Consider the following 15,594-nt stretch of genomic DNA (forward strand, 5'->3'; position numbering starts at 1 on the left):
GGTGGTGAAGTCTTGGAAAGTCAGACTAAAACAAAATTGACGGTTAAGCAGCAGGACATCCTGGTGGGTGCTGCTTTTGGAAGCCATGTGAAAATCATTCAAAGTACGGAATTGACGGGAGGTTATTTCAACGCAGCTTATGACCTCCTATTGTCAGATGGCAGGGCTACGATTCTTAAGATATCGCCATCTGATGAGACAGACACGCTAAGTTACGAGCACGATATCATGGCTACAGAGGTTGCGGCAATACAGCTAATGAAGTCTAAAGGAACGGTACCTGTGCCTGAGGTATACGCTTATGATAACAGCAGAAATTTAATATCTAGTGACTTTTTTTTCATGGAGAAAATAATCGGCCAGCCCTATAATGAAATTAAGGAAGAGCTTAGTCCGCAGCAAAGAAGTTGTATTGAGGAAGAATTAGGTCGTTATAGCCGGATTATTAATGAGATTCAAGGGGATCATTTCGGATTATTTAATGTATCCTCGAAGATAAAGGGGACTTCTTGGCGGGAAACCTTTCAAAATTTAATTGGCAACCTCCTTGATGATGCTCGGCGATTAGATGCAAAGATGCCCATTCCTTTAGAAACGATTGAGGCGGAGATCAACAGCCGTATACATGTGATGGATGTGGTGACTGAGCCACGTTTAGTTCACTGGGATCTATGGGATGGGAATGTGTTTGTACGAGAGGGAAGCATTGTTGCTTTAATCGATTGGGAACGGGCGTTATGGGGCGATCACCTTATGGAATATTATTTTCGCTATATTGAGAATTCTGAGTATTTCTGTAGAGGTTATGGGGACAGCTTTGATAGCCCTAATGAATGTGCACGCAAAAAGCTCTACGACTTATATATCGATTTAATTTATTTCATTGAGTGTTATTCGCGTAAATACGATAGCCAAGGCCATTTCCAGTGGGCACATGATAATCTGCTGGAAGGTTGGGACCGTTTCATGGGTTAGGACATTTTCAGCAAGATCACAACATAAGAAGGTAAGGAGGCTGAGTAGGAGAAGGGAGAGGATTCACATGCTTGAGTGGCTAAGTGTACATATAGATATCGTAAGTTTGCTGTGGCTGTTGCCGATCCTATTTATGTTTCATGATTTTGAAGAAATATTAACGATTGAAGCATGGGGTGCAAAGTATAGAACCAAGTTAGAGGCTGCAATTCCTTCGTTTATGCGCAAGACATATCATTCGATGTTACAAATGACTACACGTAATTTTGCAATGGACGTATTATTCGTGTATATTTTTATAGTGACGGTAACTTGTATTGCAGTTTTCTTTTCTAATTATTTATTGTACCTGGCAGTGCTTGCGGTATTTTTCTTACATGTATTTACTCATCTAGGACAGACGATATATTTAAAGGTATATGCACCAGGGGTAGTTACAGCAGTACTAGTAGTTCTTCCCTATTCTCTTTATGCGTATTATCGACTATTGAATGACAACTTGGTATCCCTTGGAGATATCGGATGGTCTCTACTGTTAGTTCTTTTGCTGCTTCCGCCAATATTGTGGTTGTTAGTGAAGAATAGAGCTCGCATTAATCAGAACTAGTACATAAGGCTGCTGCTGGCCATATCTTTTTCAGAAAAATCTTGACTAGAACCCTTAGAACTAGATAAAATAATACTTATTGCTTACAACTTGGTGAGAATCATTATCATAATTGACGAGGAAATGAGAGGGTGACAAGATGGAGCGCCTTTTAGAGGTAAAAGATCTAGCGATATCATTCAAAACACACGGTGGAGAAGTACAAGCGATCCGTGGTGTTAGCTTCCATGTAGATAAAGGTGAAACTCTAGCGATTGTTGGGGAATCCGGTTCCGGTAAAAGTGTAACTTCACAAGCGGTAATGAAGCTAGTTCCAACGCCGCCAGGAGAATATAAACGTGGACAAATTTTATTTGATGGACAAGATTTGATCGGTAAGACTGAAAAGCAAATGCAGAAGATTCGTGGTAAAGAGATCGGTATGATTTTTCAGGATCCGATGACTTCCTTGAACCCGATGATGAAGGTCGGCAGACAAATAACTGAAGTACTGCACAAACATGAGAAAATCTCCAAAGAAGCTGCAAATAAACGTGGGATTGAGCTGCTTACGCTAGTAGGTATTCCTTCACCAGAGCGCCGCTTCAATCAATATCCACATGAGTTCAGTGGCGGTATGCGTCAACGTGTCGTTATCGCAATGGCACTTGCAGCAAACCCAAAGCTTCTGATTGCGGATGAGCCAACTACAGCGCTCGACGTAACCATTCAGGCACAGATTCTTGACCTGATGAAGGAATTACAGAAGAAGATTGATACGGCGATTATTTTTATCACCCATGATCTTGGTGTTGTAGCAAGAATGGCGGATCGTGTAGCGGTAATGTATGCCGGACAAATTGTTGAAATGGGAACTGCAGAAGAGATCTTCTACGATCCAAGACATCCTTACACTTGGGGATTACTTGCATCCATGCCAAGTCTTGAGAGCAAAGGTTCTTTGCTTACCGCGATTCCTGGTACACCTCCAGATTTGATCAAACCGCCTAAGGGTGATGCCTTCGCACTTCGCAGCACCTATGCTATGCAAATCGATATGGAGAAAGAGCCTCCAATGTATAAGGTTTCGGATACCCATATGGTGAAATCTTGGCTAATGCATCCGATGGCTCCTAAGGTGGAACCACCAACAGTTGTTAAGAATAGACAACGTGTGCTTAAGAACGCTTATCCAGAGCCTGTTTTAGTGCAAGAAGGCGCTAAGTAAGCAACTTGTTTTAACTAAATAATAAGAGGAAACGTTAGGCCATTTAGTTGGCTTAGCGTTTTTTTTATTTTCTAAAATGTTCACTATTATTTAAATAAGTATGAATTAATACGAACTTAATTAAATAAAAGGGTTGACTATTTATCGTTTTCATCTCAAAATGAAAAGGCATACATAGGGGGTATAACGATGAAGAAGATAATTATTACTACTTTACTTAGTGTTTCATTATTAGCTGTAACCGCATGCAACAACGACACGGCTAACTCTGGCAACACAAACAGCGGACCTGAGCCTGTTCAGCCTGTCTTTAAAAATGTTTCTGTACATGATCCATCCATTATTTTGGCTGATAATAAGTACTATGTGTTTGGCTCTCATTTGGCTTCTGCTAAATCCGACGACCTGATGTCCTGGACTCAATTGTCCTCTGGAGTTGTTGATGGAAACGTACTCATCCCGAATGTCAAAGAGGAATTAAAAGAGGCCTTAACCTGGGGAAAGACGGACACCTTATGGGCTCCGGATGTCATTCAATTGGCGGATGGCAAATATTATATGTATTACAACGCTTGTAAAGGCGATTCCCCATTATCAGCACTCGGTATAGCCGTGTCAGACCATATTGAAGGACCTTATAAGAACAAAGGGATCTTTCTGAAGTCCGGTATGGTGGGCGCAGGGGATGACGGAGAAACTTATGATGCCACACAAAAGCCGAATGTTGTAGATCCGGATGTGTTCTTTGATAAAGAAGGCAGATTGTGGATGGTGTATGGTTCTTATTCTGGTGGTATTTTTATTATGGAACTGGATACAAGCACAGGATTCCCACTGCCAGACCAAGGTTATGGCAAAAAGCTTCTAGGCGCAAATCATGCGCGGATAGAAGCTCCCTATATGCTGTACAGTCCTGAGACGGATTACTACTATCTGTTCTTATCCTACGGAGGTCTGGCTGCAGATGGCGGATATAACATCCGTGTAGCTCGCTCGAAGACACCTGATGGACCTTTTGAAGATTCTGAGGGCCAGGATATGATCCATTCACAGGGCACAGCTGGCGTATTGTTTGATGATCCTGCTTATGCTCCTTACGGAGTTAAACTCATGGGGAATTTCGAATTCCTGAATAATGACGATGAGCTCCCAGTAAGTGGGGAAGGATATGTATCACCAGGACATAACTCCGCATTTTACGATGAAGAGACTGGCAAGTATTATTTGATCTTCCATACACGGTTCCCGAATCGTGGTGAAAAGCATGAGGTTAGAGTACATCAAATGTTCATGAACGCTGATGGCTGGCCGGTGGTCGCACCACACCGTTATGGCGGCGAGACCATTGATAAATATACGAAAGAGCAAATCGCAGGCGAATACAAATATGTAAATCATAATAAAAAGATTACGGCTGATATCGTGCAATCAGAGCTAATTCAATTGACGAAGAGTGGTAAAATCAAAGGCGCGGTTAAGGGCAAGTGGAAGCTTATCGACGATCATACTGCAGAGTTAACGATAGGTGGTTTTAATTATAAGGGTGTGTTCCTGAAAGAGTGGAATGAAGCTACAGCCAGTAATGTTATGACGTTCACCGCGGTTTCTAATGAAGGGATCTCTATCTGGGGAAGTCATGTATCACCTTCGGAATAAGATAGTTTAAAAGGATTAACAGCAGAAGGGGTTTCAACTAGTCATGTGTAATGGCTAAGTTGAAACCCCTTTTATAATGTAAGATTAGTCTACGAACTTTCGGATCACAATAACAGCATTATGGCCGCCGAAGCCAAATGAATTGGAGATGCCTATTTCGAGATTAGCTTTTCGTGCATTGTTAGGTACGTAATCCAAATCACAGATGGAATCAGGCGTGTCCTGATTGATGGTAGGAGGAATGATTCCTTCTTGGATACTCTTAACTAACGCAATGGCTTCTAAGCCGCCAGCGGCCCCCAAAGCATGTCCAGTCATGGACTTATTAGCGGTTACGGGGATGTGGTACGCATGCTCGCCAAATAATTTTTTAATCGCTAGTGTTTCAGAGTGGTCTCCTACTACTGTACTTGTCGCGTGCGCGCTGATTACATCTACATTGTGGGGTTGGAGATTAGCTTCATTTAGCGCTAACTTCATAGCTTGATAGGCACCAATTCCTTCTGGATGAGTGGCAACCATATGATAAGCATCAGAGCTAGCACCATACCCGATCACTTCGCCGTGAATCTTGGCGTTTCTACGCTGAGCATGGGAGAGTGACTCTAGAATGACTATGCCGCCGCCTTCACCGATTACAAAGCCATCCCGTTCTCCATCGAAAGGACGACTCGCTTTCGTAGGCTCCTCATTTCGTGTAGATAAAGAGGTGGCATTCCCAAAGCTGGCCAGCGAGATGCCAGTAATAGCAGCTTCAGAACCCCCGGCTATAACGATGTCCGCACCGCCATAACGAATTAAACGGAAAGCCTCGCCAATCGCAGTATTGCCAATAGAACAAGCTGTTACTGGAGACATGGTCGGGCCGAGAGCTCCAAATTTAATGCTGATCATTGCCGCAGCCATATTGGAGATCATCATGGGAATTAAGGTAGGGCTAACTCGATCAGGACCACGATCCTTCAGGACCGTACCTTGATCCATCAAGGTCTGAATTCCTCCAACGCCAGATCCTACATAAACGCCAAGTCTCTCCTTGTCAATCTTATCAAGCTGGAGACCAGATTGTTTCCAAGCCTCTTCAGTAGCTGCGAGGGCAAACTGACTGAATCTGTCCATTCGGCGTGCCTCTTTACGGCCAAATCTGCCCTCTGCATCGAAATCACGTACTTCGCCAGCAATCCTCGTCTTAAAACCTGTTGTATCAAATGAAGTGATCGGGGATATACCCGACTCACCAGAAATTAGCCGATCCCAAAATTGCCCGATTGTATTCCCAAGTGGTGAGATTAAGCCCATGCCTGTAATCACTACGCGTTCCATAATGAACCTCCTCAGCTAGTGTATACTAGTATTTTTTCATTTTACTTATCCTATTACAAGTTATCGTTTATCCTAGTATAATTTGTACTATACTAAAGGAACAGGAATCCCAAAGTGGAGGTAGCTTATGGCTAATCAAACAAGATTACAAGCATTATCCGATTTTTTGAAAGCACGTCGTGCGGCCATTTCACCAAGCTCTGTAGGCTTGCCGGAAGGCACACGCAGAAGGACGCCAGGACTCCGCAGGGAAGAGGTTGCACAGCTTGCAGGGGTAAGCAGCACCTGGTATACGTGGCTTGAACAAGGCAGAGATATAAAAGTCTCGTCATCTGTTTTGGACTGTATTGCCACTGCACTTAGGCTGACTAAAGACGAGCGGAAGTATCTTTTTGCACTGGCTTTAGAAACTGGAACCGGCACCACACCCTATCCGCAAGATGAATCTTCTGTAATTAGTCCTTCGCTGCAGAAAATTTTACAGGAACTCAAATATTGTCCTACGATAATTTCTGATAGACGTTGCGGGATCGTCGGTTGGAATGATGCTGCCGCGCATGTTTTTCTTGATTTCTCAAAGCTGCCCATCGAAGAGCGGAATATGATCCGATTGTTATTTGTTCGTAAGGAGTTCAGACGCTTAGCGGTGAATTGGGAACAGTTCGTCAGCGGTTATCTTTCTATCTTCAGAGCGTATTACGGACAGTATGTAGAGGATCATTGGTATGATGAATTTATAGAGGAATTGAAAGAATTGCATCCGGCTTTTAATGAGATGTGGGAGCAAAGTCGGGTTAGTTCGGCCCCGGATGTGTTACTAGAATTCAGACATGCCAAGGCGGGGAAAATGTTATTTCATCTTACCTCTTTGCAGGTTCATGGCAGTGCCGATTTACGATGCAGCATCTATACTCCTGCGGGAGATTCGAATACTGAAACCAAGCTAAAGCAGCTTATGGAGCAGCATACAATAGAAGGATTAAGCTAGATTCACATAGAGAAGCATCCCTAGCTGAACTTTCAGCTAGAGATGCTTAATACTACACTATTAGAAATCTGATGTTGAAATTTCAATAGTTCCGAATGTGGTGCCAGCAGGAGTGCTTAAGAGTGCAGCTACCAAAAGGGCATGAACTGCAAGCGTAAGGCTATTGAACGCTGGAATCGTGTATGTGATAACTGGAGCATTCACACGAGTGATTACTAAATCTACTGGGAAGTTGGAGTTATTGTTCACAGTAACAGCAGCGTTAATACCACCTGCAAGGTTTTCATAATAAGATTTACCAATGACAGGGGCTAAATTGAAATATTGAATCGGTAATACGATGGCCATAGTAACGACCTCCTTTTCGTTTGATAGGATATTCTATGTTGAAAATCTATTAATGCTAGAGCGAATGCCATGGTGAATTAGCACTTTTTGATAGAAAAAACCGGGGATGTCCTATAGCCATTTAGAAAGTGGCTGGGACAACCCCGGTTTATTTTGGTACACTTATTCCGTTTTTTTTCGATAAATCAGATACAGTATCAATCCGAACAGCATGCCGACAAACGACATCGCGGAGATCGTTAAGTAAAGAGCTTTACCCCCAAAGGCATCATATAATGCCCCGCCAGCATAAGAAGCCAGGATACCTGATACACCGAAGAACAACAGTGCAAGTACGGTCTGGCCTGTAGCACGCCATTCCTCGGGTACAATACTGTACAGGTATTGAATAGCAGCCGAGTAGAACACAGGGAAGGTAAGAATTTGCAGAATCTGCAAATAGGCTAATAAGTGTGGATCAGTGATCCAAGCTGAAATAAAGAAACGAAGGAAATAGAAGCCTCCGGAAATCGATATGATGATCAGTTCTTTTCCTTTACGCAACCACCAGAAGCTTAATGCAAAGACAATGATTTCACTCATTGCCGCGAGGAAAAACGATTGGCCTACCAATTGAGGACTGCCACCAAGCTCACGAATATAAACTCCAATAAATGTATCGTTCATTCGTGCGGGTACAGAGCTAATAAATATGAGCACCAGAAACATCAATGTCTTTTTGTTGCCAAAAAAGTGCTTGAGACTATTCAGCGTGACCGGTTTACCTGTGACGGGGGCATCTGGCATGTTCCAGCTTACTATAAAGCTTATAAGGCAAATGGCAACAAACAGAAGAGCTATACCATGAGAGCCGAAAAAACCAAGCACATAGCCAGTAATCAAAGCCATTACACCATAACCAAGCGCACCATATGTACGGATAGAACCATAGCTAATTCCAGCCACCTCAGAGACTCGGAAATTCAAGCTTTCTGTCAGCGGATCAATGGGCATCAAGAAGAAATACAGCAGCATAGCAAAAAGAATGAGAACAGCATAACTGCTGGAATCGAACAAAAAGTATCCGGTCACCGCTGAGCATAACAGCAGAGCTAACAGCACTTTGCGGATGGTTTTTGTTTTATCACTAATCATCCCCCATAAAGGTTGAGCAATGATGGTAACAAAACCACCAGTTCCAATAATGAAGCCGATTTGCGATGGGCTTAGACCTTGTTCACTTAGATAGACTGGCAGAAAGGGAATAAACATGGCCAGCAGAGCAAAATACAAAAAGTTAAACCCTCGTAAAAGATTTGGTGCATTCATAAGTTTTTTTACCTCACGTGTTAGAAAATTTGTATAGAGTCAATTTTGCTATTGTATCATGGATAGTAAATGATTAGGATATAAATCTATTCGCGGAATTGCTCAAGATGACCCTAATCCTCTATAAATTTCTGGTCGTTATATGATAAACTGGTTACTATCAAAGCAAAATGCAAGGAGAAACGTTAATGATAAAGTTGGTATCATGGAATGTGAATGGCCTTCGGGCCTGTGTGAAAAAAGGGTTTGATGAATATTTTAAGGAAGTAGAAGCAGATATTTTCTGTGTTCAGGAGACAAAGCTGCAAGAAGGGCAGATTGTTCTGGAACAGGGTGAAGAATACAATCAATATTGGAATTATGCAGTGAAAAAAGGGTATTCAGGCACAGCTATATTCACCAAAATCAAGCCGATCTCTGCGAGATACGGAATGGAAGAGGATGAAGAAGCGGAAGGCCGGATTATTACGCTGGAGTTCGAACATTTTTATCTAGTGAATGTGTATACACCAAATGCCAAACGAGATCTGGCTAGATTGGATTACAGAATGGAATGGGAGGACCGCTTCCGCAATTACCTTCTGGAACTGGACAAGCTAAAACCAGTCGTTGTATGCGGCGATATGAACGTAGCCCATCAGGATATTGATATCAAAAATGCTAAAGCTAACCGCGGAAACTCTGGCTTTACCGATGAAGAAAGAGGAAAAATGAGTACGCTGCTGGAGTCCGGCTTCATAGATACCTTTAGATATTTTCATCCAGAGCTTGAAGGCGTTTATTCATGGTGGTCTTATATGCCGAAGGTGAGAGAACGGAATGTAGGCTGGCGGATTGATTATTTCCTAGCTTCTTCTAGACTTGCACCTAATCTGCTGGATGCCCAAATTGATTGTCACATTATGGGGAGCGATCATTGCCCGGTCATCCTCAAGCTTGCTGATTTCACAGACTAGGATCGAATATTTAAAAGGCCGCTAAGTCTCTTTAAAGGACGAAGCGGCCTTTTTTATTCATTAAGAATTATAGTCTGCCAATGATCTCAGGGAATTCAGTCGGTCCCATATTCACATTAAACTTTTGTTTAAGAATTAGCTGCTTCTCTAGTAAGATTATTTCAAGAGTTATGCAAAAAGGCATTTCAATAAACAATAAAGTGAGCTGTAGCTGATCATCAGCAACCCAAGTAAAGCTGGACATGATTCGGTTCAAGGAAGCATCAATGACCTGTGCGAAGCTTTCGAGCCATTCCCCTCGACCAAGACAGATCGCAGAATCCTCTCCAGTCTTAAATTGTAAAGTAACTGCAGCTTCGTTGTTATTGAAAGAGATAGAGAAGGTGTCCAAGGCAAATTGGTTGTCATCGAGCTTATAGGTTAAGCTGTTTATTCGATCTTCTTGTGATGAAGATGGCTGCAGTTGTGGCGGTTGGATAGATAAATATTTTAATTGTTCAACCAAGTGGGCAGAAGCAGCAGGCTCTAATGGCAAGGGTGCTTGCTCCATCGCGGGAAGCAGATGTTCCCACACAGCATTCAACATTCCTTGTATACTGTCTGATGCAGCAGTAGTAATAATTACGGCATCTTGCTCCGGAAGCACGACACAGAGTTGACCGAAGGCGCCATCTGCCCGGTAGGCACCGTGCTGGCATTGCCAGAACTGATACCCATATCCCATTGCCCAGTCATGATCGCCTTCGCCATTGGAAATATGTTTGGAAGTAGCCTCATTAATCCACTTTTCAGGCAGAACCCGTTGATTATTCCAGATTCCTTTTTGTAAGTATAGCTGGCCGAATTTAGCGATATCCTCGGTTGTAATGTTTAAGCCAAATCCCCCTGTGTTAATTCCGCGTGGACAAGACTCCCACGTTGCGCCGTGAATGCCCAGAGGAACGAAGAGGCGTGGTTCTAAATATTCTAGCAGTGTTTGGCCAGTAACCCGTTGAAGGATCGCGGCCAGCATGTAAGTAGCACCGGTATTATATAGGAAATGTGTACCTGGTTGTTTCTCGACCGGGACGGAGAAGAAAGCCTTCACCCAATTCCCGTCTGCACTTTTGCGAAGTGTGTCCATAGTATCCACGACATGTCCGGTACCCATCATCAATAGATGTCTGATTGTCATATTGGTTAGATTGTCTGTGATTGGATCAGGAGCATCTTCAGGGAAAAAGGATAGGACAGAATCATCGAGGGTGACGAGTTTCTCTGTAACAGCAAACCCGATTGCGGTTGAGGTGAAACTTTTGCTAAGTGAAAATAACATATGCGGAAGATCGGACCTGTAAGGGGCCCACCAGCCTTCAGAGACCACATAACCATGTCGAAGTAGCATAAAGCTGTGCAGGCCTAAATTTTGTTCCTCTACTGCACTAATAAAGCTGGATATTGCGGTTGATGAAATGCCCTGTTCTTCTGGAAGACTTCTAGATAACCGCAAGCTGCTTGTAGTTTCCATACGCTCATCTCCTAAATTTTGAGAATGCTCACCTCCTAATTCTATAATAATTTCCAATGTTAAAATACCCTTTAAAAAATAACTAGTTTAGCTTTCTACAGGGCTGTTGCGGGATACATCAGATTGGAGCCGTTTCTCTGGCCAAGAAATAACATGAGAAGTTTGACTTAGTTTCTCATATATTAGCTGAGTTTCTTTTTTGAATATACTAATGACTAAATGAATAAAGAAAGCCAAGTCTATCAATAGAACAAACAGATGAATAAGCATATTCCATACGGAGGAAAGATGCCCTAGAAGGGCGGAATCAAGCAAAAGAGAGTGAATCCCAAGCAGCAACCAATATAGCAGGCCATATCTGAGCATCAGAGCCCAGAAAAAAGCATGATTCCCGCTGCTCTTCACCCGAATCCGCACCATCCATTTCCCTAAGGTCCGTCCGCCCGTGAGAGCCGGAACAAGCATGAAGTAAATACCAGTTACAATCCAGAAGGCAGCTTTTATATCGAATCCGAAGAGTACCCCAAACCCGATGCTCCACACCATACTATCGATTAGAAAAGCTATTCCTCTGCGGGTATAGGAGACTCTTTTGGCAGAGCGGTCAATGTTTGTATCCAGTTGTTCTATACGTGGCAATAGCCCGGAGATCCAAATGGAAATTCGAAATCCAAAAATCCCTCCGATTGTGTTGGTAATGAGATCATCGACATCAAAAAGACGGTAAGGATGATCGAAGAAACCGTAAATCCCTGTAATCTGCGTGATCTCAAAGGACAGGGAAAAGGCAAAGGATAGTAGAATGCACACGACCCAGCGTGTACGAAAATAATAGCCCAGAAACATTCCAAACGGTACGGTTAATGCAACGTTAAAAATGACCTGTAAAAATGCAGGCTCACGCAGTAATGACCAGTAGGTCGAGATTTGATCAGGGATGATCGTCGATCCATCCACAATATCCTGAATAAATTGAAGGGGAATGAATTGGACGATACTCCCAGAAGGTGCAGCATTGTGCCGGGAGGATGGAAAAGGAAGCAAGACTAGAAAATAAGCGTTCATCAGATAGAGCAACAGCAGATATAGGATTAAAGCTCTAAGCTTATGTATATAGCCATGTCTGCGGTATTGTACGATAAGAAAAGGAAGTGTGAAGAACAGCGCTGCTATTGGAAACATCATGAACGCATACGAAATTGGAAAAAAGTACGAATGAAACATAAGTCACCTGCCGTGGAATTGTTTTTATAAGAAATTTGACTCTACTTGGAAATTAGCTATCCCCGGCTCATTATAAGTTTTTATGATAGGGAACTCAACTAATTTATCGAACGTTTCCGGCATACATATGTCTATGAAGGAGCGTGAAGTGGATGGAGAAAAAGGTTCAGCAGTATTATCGGCTCAAGCAAAAGCAAAAAGATATTGAAAAAGAATTGGCCGAGCTTCGTCAGGATATTTTAAATTATTGTAGTGAGCAGGAAACCACCGAGACTGAAATTGGCAGCTATAAAGTGAAGCTGGTCGTGCAAAACCGCAAAGAATATGATGATGCAAAGTTATATGAGACCTTATCGGACCCTGAAGTGTGGCGTTTGCTCTCCAAATCAGATCCGGCAAAGGTGGCAAGCTTGACCAAGTTGAATGTAATTTCAGAGGATAAAATCATGCATACTTATGCTTTGAAGACCGTAACACTGCTACAGGTGGATAAAAAATAGTGATTCAAGTGAGCGGTTCCTTGTGGGAGCCGCTTTATTTGGCTGATAACTGTCCAGATTAAGGAAATATGTTACAGTATTAGGGTAGAAGGGAGGCTGAATAGTGAAAAAAATAATCATCGGAGGCGTCATGGGCTTAACGATTTTACTTTTTTTCTTCTTTATTTTGCAGCATAATAATCAATCACTTGAGGTGAAACCGGAAGTTCTGTTCCCAACAGCGGAATACAGGGTGACTGATAGTAGTGCTCCAGGATTACCTATGCTTATAACTGCTGAAGGGGCGAATGTTATTAAGATACAGGTTACGTCCGGCAATTTATTGTTATGGAACCCCCCTGACTACAAGGTGCATAACAAAGGTCTTGAGCTGAAAATCAAATCTGGAGATCAAATTTATTGGAGTCCAATGGATGGAAATAATAAACAAATAGATGAGCCTCAGGATACCAAGATCATAGTGATTGCTTACCATAATGATAAGCAGATCGGAATGTCCAACGTAGAGATTCATAAGAATGATCTAGGTGTCTATACAGGGGAAATACCTGAAGTGAAGTAACTGAGAATCTAAATCGAATCGCAACTATCCTCGTTTTGCGTTAAAATAAGAAGTGAAGCTGACCGAGTGCTTATAGCAACCCTAGAGATGGAGGAAGAGAATTCATGAAAGATTTTGAAGTAATGCTGGAGAAATACGCGAACCTAGTTGTAAAAGTAGGAGTAAATGTACAGCCTGGACAAGTCCTTATGGTACATGCACCGATAGAAACCGCAGAACTTACTCGCTTGATTGTAGCGAAAGCCTATGAAGCGGGAGCTAAATATGTAATTGTTGACTGGGACGATGAAGCAACTACACGGATCCGTTATGAAAAAGCCCCAGAGGATTCTTTCGATTACTATCCACAGTGGCAGGCTGAGATGATGGAGAAATTCGCGGAAGAAAATGGTGCCATCTTACATATTAAAGTACCTGATCCGGAACTGTTTAATGGCATTGATTCTTCTAAGGTATCTAGAGCAGTCAAAGCAGCAGCTATTGCTCGCAAGAACTACTCCAAATATACTCGGAACAGCAAAATCAGCTGGTCTCTGGTCAAAGCGCCAACACGTGCTTGGGCGAACAAGGTTTTTGCCGATCTTCCTGAAGAAGAGCGGGTAGAGGCGATGTGGGAAGCTGTATTCCAGATGAATCGTGTGGGCAGCGATGATCCGGTAGCTGCTTGGAGAGAGCATATTGGTCAGTTGAAAGAAAGTCAGGATAGAATGAACGCTAAACGTTATAAAAGCCTGCATTACCGTGCTCCGGGAACGGATCTGCATGTAGAGCTTCCGGAAGGCCATTTATGGCGCGGGGGTGGCGGTGAGAATGATAAAGGTGTTTATTTTGTTGCTAATATGCCAACGGAAGAGATTTATTCCATGCCCCATCGTACTGGAGTGAATGGCACAGTTAGAAGCACGCTCCCTCTTAATTTGAATGGACGTTTAGTTGAAGGACTTTCATTCACTTTTGAAAAGGGGAAAGTCGTAGCTTATGAAGCTGAATCCGGACGTGAGCATTTAACCTCACTGCTGGCAACGGATGAAGGTGCATCTTATCTAGGAGAAGTAGCCTTAGTGCAGCATGATTCTCCAATCTCTCGCTTGAACCGCATTTTTTACAATACAGGGATTGATGAGAATGCCTCCTGCCATTTCGCGCTAGGAAGTGCTTATCCTGTAAATATTGAAGGCGGCACAAAGCTTACGAACGAAGAGCTTGTGGCTAGAGGAGCTAATGTCAGCTTAACTCATGTCGATTTTATGATCGGTTCAGCAGAGCTGGATATTGACGGAGAGCTGGCGGACGGCACGATTGAACCCGTATTCCGTAAGGGAAATTGGGTGTTGTAAGGAGAAGAAAAAAGCCGGATCTCTTCCAATGAGCTTCCGGCTTTTTTGAGTACCTATAAATATCATTTTTAGATTGAAAAATAGTTAAGACTCATAGCCTCACGTACTTCGGCCATTGTTTCCTGAGCAATGCTGCGGGCATGCTGTGTTCCAGAGATTAAGATTTCCTGCACAAGCTTGGGCTTAGTAGCATAATAGGAACGCCGCTCTCGCATCGGTTCTATAAGCTGATCTAGAGCTGTCGAAATCAACTGTTTGCAAGCAGAACAACCCATGGTACCCCGCTCACAGCCTTCACGAATTTCGGTTACCCCCGCTGAGCGAAAAGCACCATGATAAGCAAAAATAGGACAGATATCTGGATGTCCGGGATCATTTTTATGCACACGCGCAGGATCGGTTGTGGCTTTTCTTATCTTGAAGGTGATTTCTTCCTTAGTGGAGTCCAGCTCGATGGCATTGCCAAGGCTTTTACTCATTTTAGCGTTGCCATCCGTACCCACAAGTCTCGGCGTCTCACTGATCAGCGCTTTGGGTTCCACCAGTATCGGGCTGTACAGCTCGTTGAATCTGCGGACGATTTTGCGGGTTAATTCCAGATGGGGGAGCTGGTCTTCTCCTACAGGAATGATCGTTGCTTTACAAAAAGTTATGTCAGCAGTCTGACTAACTGGATAACCTAGAAAACCGTAATACAATTCATCAAAGCTGGAATTTTTTGATTCGGCTTTAATCGTGGGATTATGCCGTAAAGAATTCACAGTAACAAACATAGAGAACAAGATGGTCAGCTCTGCGATTTCAGGGATCATCGATTGAATAAATATAGTTGTTTTCTCCGGATTTATACCCGCAGATAAATAGTCCAGTGTGATCTCATGCAGATGTTGACCCAGTAGCTGCGGACGATCAAAATGGGTCGTTAGGGCTTGAATATCCGCTAAAAACACAAAAGTTTCATATTGCTCCTGAAGGGCTACTCGGGTCTGCAAGCTGCCGGCGTAATGGCCAAGGTGAAGCTTTCCAGTCACTCGATCTCCAGTTAAGACACGTTCGTTCATCATATAAAAATTCCTCCTGTTATTTAGCATTTGGT

At 43.0% G+C, this 15,594-nt stretch carries 15 protein-coding genes; 9 read left to right on the forward strand and 6 right to left on the reverse strand.

All coding sequences use genetic code 11. The annotated features are described in order from the left end of the window. The first annotated feature begins 12 nt into the window (after positions 1-12). The 4 genes from MKZ16_RS13875 (at position 13) to MKZ16_RS13890 (ending at position 4,445) form a co-directional block, all read left to right on the forward strand. A complete protein-coding gene (locus tag MKZ16_RS13875) occupies positions 13-975 on the forward strand; it encodes an aminoglycoside phosphotransferase family protein (protein WP_076105023.1) in 963 nt (320 codons plus the stop codon). Between the two features lie 67 nt (positions 976-1,042). Then, positions 1,043-1,582: an HXXEE domain-containing protein gene (locus tag MKZ16_RS13880; protein ID WP_076101698.1), complete on the forward strand. Its 540-nt coding sequence runs from the start codon at positions 1,043-1,045 to the stop codon at positions 1,580-1,582. 139 nt (positions 1,583-1,721) lie between these two features. Beyond that, positions 1,722-2,789, forward strand: coding sequence for an ABC transporter ATP-binding protein (locus MKZ16_RS13885; RefSeq protein ID WP_036686331.1), 1,068 nt, complete (start codon positions 1,722-1,724; stop codon positions 2,787-2,789). A gap of 189 nt (positions 2,790-2,978) precedes the next feature. Then, a complete protein-coding gene (locus tag MKZ16_RS13890; protein ID WP_076105024.1) occupies positions 2,979-4,445 on the forward strand; it encodes a family 43 glycosylhydrolase in 1,467 nt (488 codons plus the stop codon). A gap of 84 nt (positions 4,446-4,529) precedes the next feature. Here the strand turns inward: MKZ16_RS13890 and fabF are convergent, their stop codons facing one another. Further along, on the reverse strand, positions 4,530-5,768 hold the full coding sequence (gene fabF / locus MKZ16_RS13895) for a beta-ketoacyl-ACP synthase II (protein WP_076101699.1): 1,239 nt from the start codon (positions 5,766-5,768) through the stop codon (positions 4,530-4,532). A 127-nt stretch (positions 5,769-5,895) separates the two neighbouring features. On the opposite strand from fabF, the gene MKZ16_RS13900 reads away from it, so the two are divergent. Then, entirely contained in the window at positions 5,896-6,756 is an 861-nt protein-coding gene (locus MKZ16_RS13900) for a helix-turn-helix transcriptional regulator (protein ID WP_036686336.1), read from the forward strand. Between the two features lie 60 nt (positions 6,757-6,816). Here MKZ16_RS13900 and MKZ16_RS13905 read toward each other — a convergent pair whose 3' ends face one another. Further along, the gene (locus tag MKZ16_RS13905) at positions 6,817-7,104 is read right to left on the reverse strand and encodes a hypothetical protein (protein ID WP_036686338.1); all 288 of its coding nucleotides are present in this window, start codon (positions 7,102-7,104) and stop codon (positions 6,817-6,819) included. A gap of 162 nt (positions 7,105-7,266) precedes the next feature. Beyond that, on the reverse strand, positions 7,267-8,412 hold the full coding sequence (locus MKZ16_RS13910; protein ID WP_076105025.1) for an MFS transporter: 1,146 nt from the start codon (positions 8,410-8,412) through the stop codon (positions 7,267-7,269). 191 nt (positions 8,413-8,603) lie between these two features. Here MKZ16_RS13910 and MKZ16_RS13915 point away from each other — a divergent pair, with 191 nt between their 5' ends. Then, the gene (locus tag MKZ16_RS13915) at positions 8,604-9,368 is read left to right on the forward strand and encodes an exodeoxyribonuclease III (RefSeq protein WP_036686601.1); all 765 of its coding nucleotides are present in this window, start codon (positions 8,604-8,606) and stop codon (positions 9,366-9,368) included. A gap of 67 nt (positions 9,369-9,435) precedes the next feature. Here the strand turns inward: MKZ16_RS13915 and MKZ16_RS13920 are convergent, their stop codons facing one another. Continuing rightward, the gene (locus MKZ16_RS13920; protein ID WP_076101701.1) at positions 9,436-10,875 is read right to left on the reverse strand and encodes a serine hydrolase; all 1,440 of its coding nucleotides are present in this window, start codon (positions 10,873-10,875) and stop codon (positions 9,436-9,438) included. A gap of 87 nt (positions 10,876-10,962) precedes the next feature. Then, positions 10,963-12,060 (reverse strand): VanZ family protein, encoded by a 1,098-nt coding sequence (locus tag MKZ16_RS13925; protein ID WP_256717962.1) that lies wholly within the window; start codon positions 12,058-12,060, stop codon positions 10,963-10,965. Positions 12,061-12,251: 191 nt separating this feature from the next. Here MKZ16_RS13925 and MKZ16_RS13930 point away from each other — a divergent pair, with 191 nt between their 5' ends. The 3 genes from MKZ16_RS13930 (at position 12,252) to MKZ16_RS13940 (ending at position 14,498) form a co-directional block, all read left to right on the forward strand. After that, complete coding sequence (locus tag MKZ16_RS13930; protein ID WP_038570468.1) at positions 12,252-12,599, forward strand: hypothetical protein; 348 nt, start codon at positions 12,252-12,254, stop codon at positions 12,597-12,599. Positions 12,600-12,702: 103 nt separating this feature from the next. Continuing rightward, a complete protein-coding gene (locus tag MKZ16_RS13935; protein WP_076101705.1) occupies positions 12,703-13,161 on the forward strand; it encodes a hypothetical protein in 459 nt (152 codons plus the stop codon). Between the two features lie 104 nt (positions 13,162-13,265). Then, the gene (locus tag MKZ16_RS13940; protein ID WP_036686346.1) at positions 13,266-14,498 is read left to right on the forward strand and encodes an aminopeptidase; all 1,233 of its coding nucleotides are present in this window, start codon (positions 13,266-13,268) and stop codon (positions 14,496-14,498) included. Positions 14,499-14,566: 68 nt separating this feature from the next. On the opposite strand, the gene trpS is transcribed toward MKZ16_RS13940, so the two are convergent. Next, positions 14,567-15,562, reverse strand: coding sequence for a tryptophan--tRNA ligase (gene trpS / locus MKZ16_RS13945; RefSeq protein WP_076105026.1), 996 nt, complete (start codon positions 15,560-15,562; stop codon positions 14,567-14,569). Positions 15,563-15,594: the final 32 nt, after the last annotated feature.

The sequence above is a fragment of the Paenibacillus sp. FSL R5-0928 genome (assembly GCF_037970385.1).
Taxonomy (GTDB): domain Bacteria; phylum Bacillota; class Bacilli; order Paenibacillales; family Paenibacillaceae; genus Paenibacillus_AQ; species Paenibacillus_AQ odorifer.

What these genes read in the sequence shown, in the direction of transcription:
- MKZ16_RS13880 (WP_076101698.1), top strand. Translation starts at nt 1,043, where the DNA reads ATGCTTGAGTGGCTAAGTGTACATATAGATATCGTAAGTTTGCTGTGG.
- MKZ16_RS13885 (WP_036686331.1), top strand. Translation starts at nt 1,722, where the DNA reads ATGGAGCGCCTTTTAGAGGTAAAAGATCTAGCGATATCATTCAAAACA.
- MKZ16_RS13890 (WP_076105024.1), top strand. Translation starts at nt 2,979, where the DNA reads ATGAAGAAGATAATTATTACTACTTTACTTAGTGTTTCATTATTAGCT.
- fabF (WP_076101699.1), bottom strand. Translation starts at nt 5,768, where the DNA reads ATGGAACGCGTAGTGATTACAGGCATGGGCTTAATCTCACCACTTGGG.
- MKZ16_RS13900 (WP_036686336.1), top strand. Translation starts at nt 5,896, where the DNA reads ATGGCTAATCAAACAAGATTACAAGCATTATCCGATTTTTTGAAAGCA.
- MKZ16_RS13905 (WP_036686338.1), bottom strand. Translation starts at nt 7,104, where the DNA reads ATGGCCATCGTATTACCGATTCAATATTTCAATTTAGCCCCTGTCATT.
- MKZ16_RS13910 (WP_076105025.1), bottom strand. Translation starts at nt 8,412, where the DNA reads ATGAATGCACCAAATCTTTTACGAGGGTTTAACTTTTTGTATTTTGCT.
- MKZ16_RS13920 (WP_076101701.1), bottom strand. Translation starts at nt 10,875, where the DNA reads ATGGAAACTACAAGCAGCTTGCGGTTATCTAGAAGTCTTCCAGAAGAA.
- MKZ16_RS13925 (WP_256717962.1), bottom strand. Translation starts at nt 12,060, where the DNA reads ATGATGTTTCCAATAGCAGCGCTGTTCTTCACACTTCCTTTTCTTATC.
- MKZ16_RS13930 (WP_038570468.1), top strand. Translation starts at nt 12,252, where the DNA reads ATGGAGAAAAAGGTTCAGCAGTATTATCGGCTCAAGCAAAAGCAAAAA.
- MKZ16_RS13940 (WP_036686346.1), top strand. Translation starts at nt 13,266, where the DNA reads ATGAAAGATTTTGAAGTAATGCTGGAGAAATACGCGAACCTAGTTGTA.
- trpS (WP_076105026.1), bottom strand. Translation starts at nt 15,562, where the DNA reads ATGATGAACGAACGTGTCTTAACTGGAGATCGAGTGACTGGAAAGCTT.